12 protein-coding genes are annotated in these 12,816 nt (G+C 59.0%); 9 read left to right on the top strand and 3 right to left on the bottom strand.

The genetic code is table 11. The features are described from left to right. Positions 1 to 17 precede the first annotated feature (17 nt). From ACPLPM_RS03705 to ACPLPM_RS03665, 9 genes are read left to right on the top strand one after another with little or no spacing between them, the layout of a single operon-like run. Positions 18 to 2,636 carry a hypothetical protein gene (locus tag ACPLPM_RS03705; protein ID WP_424358894.1) on the top strand — a complete coding sequence of 873 codons (2,619 nt, stop codon included), beginning with the start codon at positions 18 to 20 and terminating at the stop codon, positions 2,634 to 2,636. Positions 2,637 to 2,651: 15 nt separating this feature from the next. After that, entirely contained in the window at positions 2,652 to 2,969 is a 318-nt protein-coding gene (locus ACPLPM_RS03700) for a hypothetical protein (protein ID WP_424358893.1), read from the top strand. Further along, positions 2,969 to 3,757 carry a phage baseplate assembly protein V gene (locus ACPLPM_RS03695; RefSeq protein ID WP_424358892.1) on the top strand — a complete coding sequence of 263 codons (789 nt, stop codon included), beginning with the start codon at positions 2,969 to 2,971 and terminating at the stop codon, positions 3,755 to 3,757. The genes ACPLPM_RS03700 and ACPLPM_RS03695 overlap by 1 nt, the downstream gene beginning before the upstream one ends. 9 nt (positions 3,758 to 3,766) lie before the next feature. Next, a complete protein-coding gene (locus ACPLPM_RS03690) occupies positions 3,767 to 4,165 on the top strand; it encodes a PAAR domain-containing protein (protein WP_424358891.1) in 399 nt (132 codons plus the stop codon). A 15-nt stretch (positions 4,166 to 4,180) separates the two neighbouring features. Further along, the gene (locus tag ACPLPM_RS03685) at positions 4,181 to 4,618 is read left to right on the top strand and encodes a GPW/gp25 family protein (RefSeq protein ID WP_424358890.1); all 438 of its coding nucleotides are present in this window, start codon (positions 4,181 to 4,183) and stop codon (positions 4,616 to 4,618) included. Further along, positions 4,618 to 6,159, top strand: a complete 1,542-nt coding sequence (locus ACPLPM_RS03680) for a baseplate J/gp47 family protein (protein ID WP_424358889.1) — start codon at positions 4,618 to 4,620, stop codon at positions 6,157 to 6,159. Before ACPLPM_RS03685 ends, ACPLPM_RS03680 begins: the two co-directional genes overlap by 1 nt. Before the next feature lie 3 nt (positions 6,160 to 6,162). Continuing rightward, positions 6,163 to 7,095: a hypothetical protein gene (locus ACPLPM_RS03675; protein ID WP_424358888.1), complete on the top strand. Its 933-nt coding sequence runs from the start codon at positions 6,163 to 6,165 to the stop codon at positions 7,093 to 7,095. After that, positions 7,095 to 7,727 carry a hypothetical protein gene (locus tag ACPLPM_RS03670; protein WP_424358887.1) on the top strand — a complete coding sequence of 211 codons (633 nt, stop codon included), beginning with the start codon at positions 7,095 to 7,097 and terminating at the stop codon, positions 7,725 to 7,727. The genes ACPLPM_RS03675 and ACPLPM_RS03670 overlap by 1 nt, the downstream gene beginning before the upstream one ends. Positions 7,728 to 7,745: 18 nt before the next feature. Beyond that, positions 7,746 to 8,435 carry a hypothetical protein gene (locus ACPLPM_RS03665; protein WP_424358886.1) on the top strand — a complete coding sequence of 230 codons (690 nt, stop codon included), beginning with the start codon at positions 7,746 to 7,748 and terminating at the stop codon, positions 8,433 to 8,435. A gap of 682 nt (positions 8,436 to 9,117) precedes the next feature. On the opposite strand, the gene ACPLPM_RS03660 is transcribed toward ACPLPM_RS03665, so the two are convergent. From ACPLPM_RS03660 to ACPLPM_RS03650, 3 genes are all read right to left on the bottom strand, one after another. Further along, positions 9,118 to 10,602, bottom strand: a complete 1,485-nt coding sequence (locus ACPLPM_RS03660) for a double zinc ribbon domain-containing protein (RefSeq protein WP_424358885.1) — start codon at positions 10,600 to 10,602, stop codon at positions 9,118 to 9,120. Between the two features lie 231 nt (positions 10,603 to 10,833). Continuing rightward, positions 10,834 to 12,318, bottom strand: coding sequence for a double zinc ribbon domain-containing protein (locus ACPLPM_RS03655; RefSeq protein ID WP_424358884.1), 1,485 nt, complete (start codon positions 12,316 to 12,318; stop codon positions 10,834 to 10,836). Positions 12,319 to 12,583: 265 nt separating this feature from the next. Next, the gene (locus ACPLPM_RS03650; protein WP_424358883.1) at positions 12,584 to 12,808 is read right to left on the bottom strand and encodes a hypothetical protein; all 225 of its coding nucleotides are present in this window, start codon (positions 12,806 to 12,808) and stop codon (positions 12,584 to 12,586) included. Positions 12,809 to 12,816 lie beyond the last annotated feature (8 nt).

Raw genomic sequence — 12,816 nt, 5'->3', positions numbered from 1 at the left:
GCAGGGAGCAGAGCGACATGTTGAGACCGGGCTACAAGATCAAGATGGGATCGGCAACCTTCGAGTCGGCGTCGGGCGGCGATGTGCTGAGCATCAAGGTAGACTGCGATCTGAGCATACCGCTGGACACCTTCCGGATCGTGCTCCGCCCCGGGAACGGCGCTGGACAGATTAAAAAGGGCGATGAGACCACCATAGAGCTGGGCAATGAGGGAGCGCTAACCAAGGTGTTCACCGGCATGGTCGATTCGGTAGTACCGGGCATCACCGGCGTCGCCATAACCGGCTACACCGCGGCCAGCGTGCTCGCAGGGACGAAGCTCCACCAGATCTACGAAAAGCAGTCCTCCGGCGCCATCGTGGAGGACCTGGCAGACAAGGCCGGGCTCAAGGTCAAGGACCCCGAAGACGGCATCACCTTCCCCATGTACGTCATCGACACCTCGAAGCCGGTCTACGAGCACATGCAGGAGATCGCGTCGCTCAACGGCTTTGACCTGTTCCTGAAGCCCGACGGCCTGATCATTTTTAAGAAATTCGAGAGCAAGAAGCCTAAGCAGTTCAAGTACGGCCGGGACATCGTCAAGAGCGAGGTCCACGAGCTCTCTCCGCCGTACACCTCAGTCAAAGTCATCGGGGAAAGCCCTGCCAGCAGCAAGGGCGGCGACAAGTCCCACTGGATATCCCAGGAGGGGACCGGAGTCACCATGGGCAGCGGAGATAGGATGCTCATCGTCCGGCACCCGGCAATCAGAGACACAGATACGGCTGAAAAGGTGGCCGCTGCCAAAATGGAGTCGTTCCTGGTGGAGCTGGGCGGCACGCTGGTGGTGCTCGGCAACCCGAAGATCGGGTTAGGCGACACCATCGCCATCAAGGAGATGCCGTGCGAGCAGAACAACGGCGAGTTCGAGACGGTCCGGGTGAGCCACGAGCTCAGCACGGAGGCCGGTTACCTCACCACCATCGGCTGGATCAAGAAAGTGACCGTAGCTCCGGGCGACTCCCCGGCGATCGAGACGCCTGCGGTGCCCGCCCCGCCCAAAGAGCCGAACATGTTTGAGGAAATGCTGGAGAAGGCTAAGGAAGTCGAAGAGGCAGCGAAGGAAGCGCTGATCGAATCGGTGGAGGCGGCGGAAGAAGCGCTGGGCGATCTCCTGGAGGAGCTCCAGAAGGCGATGGCGGAAGTAGACAGGCAGGCCGCGGAGATGATCAAGGCCGCCGGCGAGGCGAAGAAGGTCGCCGAGGAGGCCGCCAGAGAAGCCCTGAAGGTCGTCGACGAGCTCAGGAAAGAGCTCCGGGAAAAGAAGCAGGAGCTGGACAAGGTCGTCGAGGACGCGGAGAGGGAATATAGCGATTATAAGAAGAAGGTCCAGGAAGAGATCGACAAGATCAAAGCCGAGGCCGAAGAAGTAGAGAAGGAAGCTGAAAAGCTCGTCGAGCAAGCCCAGAAGAAGCTGGAAGAGGCGAAAAAGAAGATCGAAGAACAGGTCAAGCCCATAGCAGACGAGATCCAGAAAGTCAAAGACCAGATCAAAGAGCTGGAAGACCAGGCCAGAGAGCTCAGGGACGAGGCTAAAGAGAAGATCGAAGAGGCGAAAAAATCGCTCACAGACCAGTTGAAGCCCATCGAAGAGCAGATCCAGAAAGTCAAAGACCAGATCAAAGAGCTGGAAAAAGAAGCAGAAAAGCTCGAAAGCGAAGCGAGAAAGAAGATCGAAGAAGGCAAGAAGGCCCTCAAAGACCAGCTGAAACCGCTGGATGACGAACTCAACAACATCAGGCGTGAAATTACTGATCTTGAAAACGAAGCTAAGGAGCTCAAGAACCAGCTCCCCGCCGGAGGCGCCGGAGTGTCCGTTCAGGGCAGCTCCCAGGACACTGAGAGAATCAGGAAAGAGATCGAAGACCAGATCAAGGAAGTCGAGGATAAGATCTCTGACCTGAAGGGCCGGGCTGAAGACAAGCTCAAAGAGATCGAGGACCTGAAGAAAGAGGCCGAAGCCAGAGAGAAAGAGATCGAGCAGGAACTCGAAGCCAAGGTCAAGGAAGGTAAAGAGAAGCTCGAGGATCTCAAGAAGGAGATCGACGACAAGCTCAAAGAAGCCGAGAACCTCAAGAAAGAGGTTGAGGCCAAGGTCAAGGAGATCGAGAAAGAGCTTGAAGACCAAGTCAAAGAGGCTGAGGACAAGGTCAAGGAACTGAAAGCTCAGGTTGACGACAAGCTCAAAGAGATCGAGGACGCGAAGAAAGAGATCGAGGCCAAAGAGAAGGAGATCGAGGAAGAGCTGAAGGGCAGGCAGGAAGAGACCCGGAAGAAGCTCGATGAGATTAAGGCAAAGGCCGAAGCCGCGGAAAAAGAGGCGATGGACAAGCTCAAAGAGCTTGAGGCCAAGGTCAAGGAGGCCCGGAAAACTCTGGATGACGGAGTCAGGGAGATCCAGGACCAGATAGACGAGGCCCAGCGGACAGCGAACACGATCCTGAAAGATGCGAATAAAGCTTACGGCGAAGCCGTGCAGAAGGCCGAGGAAGGCCGCAAGGAGATGGCCCATGGCATGGAAAGCCTGAAGGGCGCCTACAAGTCGGCCAGAGACAAGGTCATGGAAGGCAAGAAGATGGCGGGGCTGGAGTAAGGAGGTAGAGGTAATATGGCGGTCAAGGATGGGGTGGCAAAGGTAAGCGCTGCGAAAGATGCTCTCGATGTTAAAAAGCGCCAGGCGGACATAGCCAGGGGCAAGTACCAGGCGGCGAAGGAGAAAGCCGAGGCCGCTAAGAAGTTCCAGGAGACCAAAGACCTGGAGTACCTCCGGGGCAAGAACGGCTTCTCGGATAAAATTCTGGCCGCGAAGGACAAGGCTAACCAGGCGTCGAGCAGCGTGGAGCAGCGCCAGATGGAGCTCGGGCAGGCGCAGAGCCTGGTCAAGCAGATCATCGAGAAGATCGAGAAGATGGGTGGTGGAAGGTAATGCCTATAGAGATCAATGAACTGTCGGCTGAAGTGGATAACAGCGGAAACACTGGCAATCACACGGTCGGACAGTCGGACGGCAGCGAAAACCTGACGCTCGTCGGCACCATGAGACGCATCGCCGAAACTGAAGCCAGAAAAATCCACACCTTCGACCTGGGCGTGGTCACGTCCATTTTCCCGCACGCCAGCGGGTTCGACGATCACAATTACTACTGCAGCGTCAGGCTGAGGGACAGCGACTCGGACGAGCTGAGAAACGTGCCCATCCTGACCCCGCACATCGGGTTCGCTTTCACCCCGAGCATCGGGGACCTGGTGCTGGTCGGCTACATAGGTGGCAATGTCAACTCGCCGGTGGTGCTGGGCAGCATGTACAACGACCGGCAGCGGCCGCCCGAGAACGACGCCGGCGAGCTTGTGTTCGTGTCCCCGGACTCGGTGAACCCCTCGAAGAAGAGAGTCGACATCAAGCTCCCGAGCGGGGTGGAGATCAAGGTGACGGACGACGCGGTGCTGATCGACACCGGCTTCTCGAAGATCAACGTCGGCATGGACGGCACCATCTCCCTGAAGGCCGACGTGGACATCACCATAGAGAGCACGATGGCCTTAAAGCTAAAGGGCCTGACTGTGGAGATCGAGGGCACCCAGGAGCTGAACCAGAAGGGCGGATTGGTCAATATCGAGAGCGACGCGAACGCCGAGATCAAGGCCGGCGCGAACATGAGCGTCAAAGGTGGCGCTATCACCGAGATCAAGGGATCGATGGTCAATATCAACTGAGGCGAGAGAATGGGACAGCCGGCGGCGAAGATGGGAGACCAGATCACGGGGCTCGACACTCACATATACATGATTCCGGCAGCTGCAGGGGCCCCGGTCCCGACTCCGCTGCCCAGCCCGTTCGCCGGAATGATCAACGGCGGCTGCAGCACGGACGTAAACATCGAGGGCAAGCCCGCTGCCACCGTCGGCTCGACAGCGGTAAACAACCCGCCGCACATGCCACAGGGAGGGCCGTTCCAGGTGCCGCCGACCAACCAGGGGACGATCATCATGGGCAGCAGTACAGTGATGATCAACGGCAAGCCCGCTGCGAGGGCGGGGGATACGGCCAACACTTGCAACGATCCGACAGGGGTTGCCCCGGTCGGCACAGTAGTGGCGGCAGGGACAGTCAACATAGGATAAGGGTCAGGGATAGCAATGGATGAGGAACTATACGGGAGAGACATCAAGCTGTACGTCGAGATGAAGGAGGAGTACGTAGGCCTTGGGGCGGATCTCATGGTGAGTAAGGCCGGGGATCTGCAGCTGGTCTCCGGCAGGGAGAACCTGGGCCAGGCGATCATGCACCGGCTGCTGACCCGCCAGGGAGAGCTGGCCGAGCTGGGCCACCCCCGCTACGGGTCTCGCCTACACGAGCTCATCGGCCACCCTAACACCGAAAGAACCAGAGAGCTGGTCCGGCTGTACGCCAAGGAGTGCGTCCTGCAGGAGCGCCGGGTCAAAGAGATCTCCGGCATCAAAGTGACCGCGTATGCCGGCGACCCGCACGCAGTCGTCCTCGATATCACAGTAATCCCTATCAAGAGCAACATTCCGATGAATCTGGTATTCCCGTACTACCTGGAGGTAAGCTGATGACATTCACAAGAAAGACTTACAGGGAGATCACTGACTCTATCCTGTCCCAGATCACCAGAGGCCTGGTGAGCGAAAAATACGAGTACCTCCAGTACCGGACCAAGTTCCAGCTGGAGAGCACCAATGTCAGGGACATCGTCAAAGTCGACGGCATGCTCAAGGGCGCCAAAGTCTCGTTCAGGAAAGGCACCGATTACCGCCTCAACGGCGACATGATCGAATGGATGCACGGAGGAGACAAGCCCGACGATCGCACGCCTTTCACCGTGTACTACCTGGTGGATACCACCATGGGCATCACGGACGTCAACCCGGGCACGGTCACCCGCACCATCGTGGAGGCGATCGCGCTGGAGATGGACTACATGTACGCGCAGATGAACCTGGTGTACAATTCGGGCTTCATCGACACCGCCAGCGACAAGTCTCTCGACCTGGTGGTGGCGCTGCTGGGCATCACCAGAAAAGCGGCGGGCTACGCCAACGGGGAGATCATCTTCGGCCGCAACAACGAGCCCCCTGCCATCGAGGTCTCCCGGGAGGCGACCGTCTTCGGCTCGAAGGACCGGTACGAGCTCAAGTATTCGCTCATCAAAGAGGTCAGGAAGATCGAGGCGACCGCCGGCGGGGAAACCGCAACGCTGCTCCAGGGCTCGGACTACGACGTGGTAGACAACAGGATCGTGTTCCTGCCACAGGGCAAGGCCCCGGATGCAGGCTCAGTCTTCTACGTGGACTATGCTGCGTACAACAGGATCGTCGTCCCCCTGAACACGATGGTCTCCACCTACTCCAGGACCGCGGAGAACATCAAGAGCTTCCGCACTACCAGAGAGGCCGTGCTGACGAAGAACGACGCCGGCCGGTGGGAGGTCGCTGTCCCGGTCATGGCCACCGTCCCCGGCAGGGAAGGCAACGTCAGCGCGGGCAGTGTCACTGTGATGCCCAAGCCAGTGGCGGGCATCGACTTCGTGATCAACAAGAACGACATGGCCAGCGGCACAGGCGTGGAAAGCGACTCGGAACTCCGGGAGAGGGCCAGGAGGGCGCTGGAGATGGCCGGCAAGGCGACGCTGAAGTCGCTGAAGTCCGCCGTCCAGGGCGTCAACGGAGTCGCGGGCGAAGTGGTCGTCATCGACCAGCCCGACGGCATCCCCGGCATTGTCCAGGTCATCGCCAGCGGCGGCGACCTGGAGAACATCCACCGGGCCATAGAAGAAACCAGGTCTGCGGGCATCGTGGTCGAGTTCAAGCGGCCTCTCATCATCCCGCTGGACGTGAGGCTGACCGTCGTCGTGAACCGGGGCTCGGACCGGGATGCGATCAAGAACAGGGTCAGGAACGCGATAACCGAGTACATGAGCACCATCGACATCAGCCAGGACGTGGTCATCAGCCGCATAATTCTCGCGGCGCTCCAGGTGCCCGGGGTGAGAGACGCCCGGGACATATACGTGAACGAGAGCAAGGACAACGTAGATGTGAAGCTGACCGAGAAGGGCGAGCTCAGGTCCCTCGAGATTTTCGTGGAGGAGTGAGCGTTGTCGATCAAAGCCGAAAGAATCTCAGAGAGGCTGCCCCACTTCTACATGCACTGGGACCGCCGGGCGACGATCTCGTCGATCGTAGGCGCGGTGGGCAAGAACATGGACGAGGCGGAGAAGGACTTCGTCTCGATCATGCAGGCCCACTGGGTCGACACCGCCCCGGGAGAAGACCTGGACCGGATAGGACGGCTCTACAGCATCCAGAGAAAGGCCACTGAGACCGACGACGACTACCGGGGCCGGCTGAAGACCGCGGTGCTGAGCTTCAAGGGCGGCGGTACCAGGAACGCGATCCTGATGATGGTCCGGATCGCGATGGGGTTACCGCCGGACTACCCGGTGGCTATCGAGGAGAACCCGGCTGTCCGGCTGAAAAAGACCTGGAAGCTGATGGCCGGGACAGAGTGGACCGTCAACCCCAGGAACATCAGGGACGCAGAGCCGGAGATCACCATCGCTGTCGAAACAGAGGGCGCCAGAATCTCCGACCCGGTCATCAGGAACCTGGACACCGGGGAGTCGATCATGTACAGGGGCGAGCTCTCCAGGGGCGACGTGCTCAGGCTGGCCGGAGCTAAGGCCACCCTGAACGGCAAGGACGTGTCCTCGAAAATCGAGGGGAGCGTGCCCGTGCTGCCCAGGAAGAAGACGAAGTGGCAGTACACCGAATCGGTCGGCGCCAACCTGGGCGCCTTCGACAGCGCGATGTTCGACCGGTCCGTCTTCTCGGTCAGCATCACCTCCGCGATCACGATGGAGTGGACGGCGAACCAGCCGGCCACCTTCGACGTGATCGTGGAAAAAAGCCTGCTGGACAAGTCCGGCGTAAGCGAAGCATACTTGCAGGAAATTGTGAACATGGCCAAGGGCTGCGGCGTTAAAGCCGGGATACGGCTCGCAGAGCCAGCTACGAAGGGTGGGATATAATGGCATTTGATCCAGTCTTTAAGAAACCGGGCGACATCATCAGGTCAGACGAGTGGAACAAGATCATCGAGGAACTGGTCACCCTCAGGAAGTACATCGACAACATGACCAGAAGCGTCACACTCACCGGCCTGCCGAGCCCCGTCGGGACAGCGTACAACCTCAGCACAGGCGTGCCGGACGACTTCAACTACGGCAGCGACGTGCTCGGGCTGATAGATAAGCAGTACTACGTCGGAAAAGTGGAGATGGGCGATATCTGCAAGTTCGGCCTCAACGATTACGCAGACGTCGTCTCCTACTGGTCAGGCGCTGCCAACGGCGACAGAGAGGCGATCGAGATCCAGATCGAGTACATCGACGGCAGCACGTACGCCACGGACAAGCTGGTCATCCACGAGTGGACCAACCTCCGGCCGAAAGGCACCAAAAACCCGTACGTCGAGTACCTGCAGTCCCCAAACCAGCGCCTCTGGTATAAGTATTCGCTGATCAACCCGGGCCCCGAGAAGGCCATCCGGTACATCACCTTCCGGGACGTCACGAAGGACAGCGCGGTCAGGATCGCCAACGTGCTCCACTACACGGCCAGAGTTCGGCAGCTGCAGCCGCCCGAGGCGGCCAAAAAGTGAAGAGTGCGCGGTGACAGAATGATACCTGAGATCGACAACGCCTTGATAAGTTCGCTGCAAAAAGGCTTAGAGGGCATGGTGCCCGCAGAGGACATCGTGCAAGGTATGGACCGTAAAAAAGGCTTATCGGTATGTAACACGGACTTCACTATAGAAGAGTCCGGCATGAAGGTCACCGAGGTCAGGAACGAAGAGAAGCTGGAGGTGTTCGACACGGACGGCCAGCTACTGGAGTTCCGGCTGACGGACACGCCGGTCAAGGAAATCCTCAAGGTCGAGCACCCCCGGGGCCGGTTCAGGACAGCCCCGGACGACTTCACCTTCGACAGGGTGAAGAACGCTGTAGTCTTCCGGGAAGCGCCGAAGAAGGGAAAGGACAGCATAGCCGTCACCTACGAGCTGGACAAGCCCCTCGGAGAGTCTCACATCCTCAAGTTCTCCCTCCTCTACTCCATCATAATCGCCGCCGACAACGCCGCCGACCGGGATAAGATCACGCTCGCCACCATCGAAGCCCTCTACCGCGACGTGGGCAACCTCTTCCTACAGGGTGTCGACGATATCAAGTTCAACCGGGGCTATACGATCGATGCCGTCGAGGGCGACGTGAAGAGCAGCGTACTCGAGTACACGGTTACGACTTCAAGGCGCATCGACGTCACCTACCCGGCCATCACCAAGGTCGACATCAAGAAGTCCAAAATATAATGTGCGCCCCTCCCCCGGACGCTCTTTTTTTCTATTACTGCTACAGAGAAGAGGCAGGATAATTTACCACGGCGGCACAGCGACACAGAGACAATGCGATCCACGACAAGCCGAATGGTAACTGGAACCACGGCGGCACAGCGACACGGAGACAATGCGATCCACGACAAGCCGAATGGTAACTGGAACCACGGCGGCACAGCGACACAGAGACGATGGCAAACTGTTAACGGTGAACTCTTTTTCAGCCCACGGCGGCACGGAGACAGTGCATTAACCAAAAGCTGCTTACCATCCAATCCTTTCAGCCTGTGTATCTGATATAAGGCCTGAAAGCTTCACCCCTCCTTTGAATTTTGTCAGGTTTAGCATCAGTATACCGGATGAGGTGTTTGTCTCCATACTCCCTACCCTCCGTGCCGCCGTGGATCATAAAAAAGAGCCTTGCTACTCGGGTACGAGTTATCGCCGTGGCGCCGTGCCTCTATGGTTAGAAAATTTGATCTTGTTATCGGGTCTCACCCGGTCGCCGTGCCGCCGTGCCGCCGTGGTTAGAAAACTTACCCAGTTGTCGTTTCCCGCACAGTCTCTGTGTCGCCGTGCCGCCGTGGTGAGAAACAAGCGCTGTGGGCTCTGTGTTTAAAATAGAATAGCCAGGGGACCATGTCCCCAGGCCTTATTTTTATTTCTTGTTCTCTGGCTGCATAGCCCCGCAGTGGTGGCAGAACCGGGCGGCCTCGGGTATGACGGTGCTGCAGGACGGGCACTGCTTGACGTCGGTGCCGGAGGGCGGGGTCTTGCCGCACTTCGGGCACTGGGAGGCCTCGAGTGACATGGGAGTGCCACAGTGCATGCAGAACCGTTTGGGCATGCCCTTGAACTCTACTTTGCCCTCGCCGTGCATGTTGCCGATTGCCGCGACGATGACGGCCGTGCCGCTCACGTCTCCCGAGGTGATGACGGTGCTGGCCGACTGGACTCTGCCCGGCAGCTTCAGCTCGGGCGCGATGGTGCCGAGCGTCGACTTGAGGGTGACGGTCTTGTCTTCCAGCGGCGTGACAAAGCCGCCTTTTTCGTCTTTGATGGCGACGGTCACGGTGGCGGAAGAGGCCCCGTCTGCCGGGATGGTGGAGGGCTGGACAGTGACGTCCAGGCTGCCGTGTTCCACAACGAAGTCCACTCTGGTGGTCGCCGTCTTGCCCAGGGCTTTAGTGGTCACGGTGACTGGGCCGAACTCCCTGGAGGAGGTCAGGTCCACGTCTACGTGGTCTTTGCCCTGGGGGATGACTGCGCTGTTGATCGTGCCCGCGGTGGTCTCGAACTCGACGTCGGTGTCCCTGCCCATCCTCTTGACCATGCCGAGGCCGTTGACGAACTGCACCCGGATCGGCAGCTTTGAGGTGCCGTCTGCGGGCACCCTGGTCTTCTTCGGTAGGACCTGGAGGCTGGACTTCAGCCACAGGAAGAGCAGGAGGAGGAAGAGGAGCAGCAGGATTGCCAGGGCGATGGCGATGTACATCCAGTAGTCTGCCAGCAGAGTGAGACCTGCGCCTGTGCCAGGGTCAGGAGTGACAGTGACGACCACCGGGCTGGGGGTCGGGGTATCAGTCACTCCCCCCACGACGACGGGAGGTGTCGGAGTTGCCGGGTCAGGCGTCGGAGTCGCTGGTTCAGGGGTTACTGTCGGAGTCGACGTAGCTGGCGGAGCCTCAACTACAAGAGTGACTGTACCGGCAGCATCTTTGACGTTATCGGGGTGGCTCGGACTGATGTAGGTTCTGTACGACTGAGCTGTGATCGTATAGGTACCGGGAGCGCTGCTGGTGAAGTCGGCTTTAGCCTGGCCTTTGCTGATCCTGCCGACGATGGTGAACGAAGCGGTCGAAGATGCAACCGGCTCGAAAGTCCCCGAGGCAGGAGCGCTGGTGAACTCTACCGTCACACCGGCGGCAGGGCTATCGTTAGCTGCCCAGGTTACCTTAGCGATGACCATCGCATGCCCGTCGGCGGCGATCGTAGACTGATCCGCGGTCACGGCGACGTTGTATTTGTCTAACGTGATGAGTCCCGGATGGTAGATATCCGGTGTCACAGTTACTTTAGTCACCTGCAGGTCGGACGGCAATACCACGCCGCCGGCTGCATTTGCCTGCGGCAGGAGTGCCATGATTGCGATAGAGAAAATTATCAGGGCCGTTAAGACCCTTCCATAGCGAATAAAACCACCCATAGATCGAACCCCCGGAACAGACCCTAATTCCGTCCGGCTAGTAGTAAGAGCTTACTGGAAGAACGTATAAATATGTTTCTTATATGGCCACGCGGTATTTCGGAAGGCCGGAAAAAGATAGAAGGTGAGAAGCCGGGTCTTGAGCCCGGCTACCATGGCATCGATTCGTCATGGCTGTTTAGCGCCGCAGTGGTGGCAGAACTGCGCAGCATCAGGTATGACGGTGCTGCAGGAAGGACACTGCTTGACATCCGTGCCCGAGGGGGGAGTTTTCCCACATTTCGGGCACTGGGCCGCTTCGAGAGCCATAGGTGTGCCGCAGTGCATGCAGAACCGCTTGGGCATACCCTGGAAGGTGACCTTGCCTTCGCCCTTAAGGTCACCCGTGGCAGCAGTAATCACAGCAGTACCGCTGACCTCTCCCGACTGGAGGCTGGTGCTGACCGAGGTAGCCCGGGCCGGCCACTTAAGCGTGGCAGGCAGGGTGCCGAGAGTCGTCTTCAGCGCGACGGTACGGTCTTCCAGAGGAGCTATAACGTTGCCCTTGTCAGCTTTTACCATCACGGTCAGGGTGGCAGACGACCTGCCGTCCGCCGGGATCGTATCAGGCCGGGCCGTGATTTCCAGGACGCCCTTCTCCGCTACGAAGGCAACCCTGGCGGTGGCAGCCTTGCCGCCGGCTTTCGCGGTGATCGTGACGGGGCCGAACTCCTTCGAGGAAAGCAGCTCCGCATCCACGTAAGGCTTGCCCGCCGGGAGGGTGACGCCCCGGATCTTGCCGGCGGTGGACTCAAGCTCTACATCGGTGTTCTTGCCAGGTTTCCTGGCCATGCCCAGGCCGTTGACGAACTGCACCCTCACCGGGGTCACCGTGGTGCCGTCGGCAGGTATCTTAGTATTCCGGGGCAGCAGTTTGAGGCTCTTCTTCAGCCAGAGGTAGAGGAAGACGATCCCCGCGACGAGTAGCAATAGCAAGATACCGGCAATACAGCCCCCGACGCCCAGCAGCGTGGTCATATCAACTGCAGCACTACTGGTGGCAGCAGGGATAGTCGTCACGACCGGCGTTACGGTAACTGCAGCGGTCGGCATCGGAGTCGCAGTGCCTGCGGCCGGGGAAGGCGACGGAGATGGAGAAGGCGAAGGCGACGGGGCAGGAGTACCTACAGTGATCGTCAGGACGCCGGATGCGTCGGCTTTGTTACGAGAGTCGCCCTTGCCAAAGTATGCGCTGTATGCCTGGACAGTGATTTTATAGGTCCCGGCCGTACTGCTGGTGAAATCGCTGCTGGCTATGCCGCTGAGCCAGTCGCCTTTGGAATATACCACGCTGGTCCGGGTAAGGGCAGGAGAAAAGGTAGCCGTCGCAGGGCTGCTGCTAAACTCCACATAGACGTTATCGACCGGGGTGTCGTTACCTGCCCAGGTGACTACCACGCGCAAGCTCGTGCGCTCGCCGGGCTGGATAGATGCATCGGCAGCGGTCACTTCGACGTCGTAGCTGTTCAGCGAAAGAGGCGTGACCGCCCGGCCGGTGACTTGCAGGCTGTCCGGGGTGACAGCGGTCCCGCCGGCAGCCTCGGCGTGCGGCATGACAGATAGTGCGGCCATAGAGACGAGCATAAGAAGTGTTGCTATTGTAGTGATACGCATAAACCCACGCATAATCGAACCCCCGGATATAGCCAGTTGCAGCGATTGAATACTAAGAGCTTCTCGGAGGCTTGTATAAAAAGGTTTCTTAAGGCCGGAGTGCAGTGAAACTGGATGACATACGCCCGGAAAAACGGGGGTCGGTCGATCGCTGGCGTGGACACAGGGAGATATACGATGAGCATATCGCCGGTGCCGCAGGGATCGATTACCTGTTAGTTATGATTCGAGGGGCTGGCATAATCGGATGGTGCAGCGTAACCAGTTAACCTGGCAGATGCTTGCCGTACGATTCGATCACCGACCCGGTCATCGAGCTGATGGAGATTTGCGGCGACGGAGCCGGAGTAATAGTAATTGCAGGGGCGGTGGGCCGGGTAGAGGTGGAGGCCTGCCCGGGCCCCTGCGATAATGAGAAAATCGCGACCACGATGACGCAGATGGCGATGACTGCGACTATAGCTCCCGCTATCAGTAGTTTAGATTGCATAGTATCAC

Origin of the sequence: Methanocella sp. MCL-LM, from assembly GCF_049676595.1 — an archaeon.
In the GTDB taxonomy this organism is placed as follows: Archaea; Halobacteriota; Methanocellia; order Methanocellales; family Methanocellaceae; genus Methanocella_A.
Note: the sequence above shows the minus strand (reverse complement) of the source record. Positions and strands in the feature narration are given on the sequence as shown.

Excerpts from the sequence above, each read along its gene's own strand:
- ACPLPM_RS03705 (WP_424358894.1), top strand. The coding sequence starts at position 18 with ATGTTGAGACCGGGCTACAAGATCAAGATGGGATCGGCAACCTTCGAG.
- ACPLPM_RS03660 (WP_424358885.1), bottom strand. The coding sequence starts at position 10,602 with ATGGCACTCCTGCCGCAGGCAAATGCAGCCGGCGGCGTGGTATTGCCG.
- ACPLPM_RS03680 (WP_424358889.1), top strand. The coding sequence starts at position 4,618 with ATGACATTCACAAGAAAGACTTACAGGGAGATCACTGACTCTATCCTG.
- ACPLPM_RS03650 (WP_424358883.1), bottom strand. The coding sequence starts at position 12,808 with ATGCAATCTAAACTACTGATAGCGGGAGCTATAGTCGCAGTCATCGCC.
- ACPLPM_RS03690 (WP_424358891.1), top strand. The coding sequence starts at position 3,767 with ATGGGACAGCCGGCGGCGAAGATGGGAGACCAGATCACGGGGCTCGAC.
- ACPLPM_RS03665 (WP_424358886.1), top strand. The coding sequence starts at position 7,746 with ATGATACCTGAGATCGACAACGCCTTGATAAGTTCGCTGCAAAAAGGC.
- ACPLPM_RS03695 (WP_424358892.1), top strand. The coding sequence starts at position 2,969 with ATGCCTATAGAGATCAATGAACTGTCGGCTGAAGTGGATAACAGCGGA.
- ACPLPM_RS03700 (WP_424358893.1), top strand. The coding sequence starts at position 2,652 with ATGGCGGTCAAGGATGGGGTGGCAAAGGTAAGCGCTGCGAAAGATGCT.
- ACPLPM_RS03670 (WP_424358887.1), top strand. The coding sequence starts at position 7,095 with ATGGCATTTGATCCAGTCTTTAAGAAACCGGGCGACATCATCAGGTCA.
- ACPLPM_RS03685 (WP_424358890.1), top strand. The coding sequence starts at position 4,181 with ATGGATGAGGAACTATACGGGAGAGACATCAAGCTGTACGTCGAGATG.
- ACPLPM_RS03655 (WP_424358884.1), bottom strand. The coding sequence starts at position 12,318 with ATGCGTATCACTACAATAGCAACACTTCTTATGCTCGTCTCTATGGCC.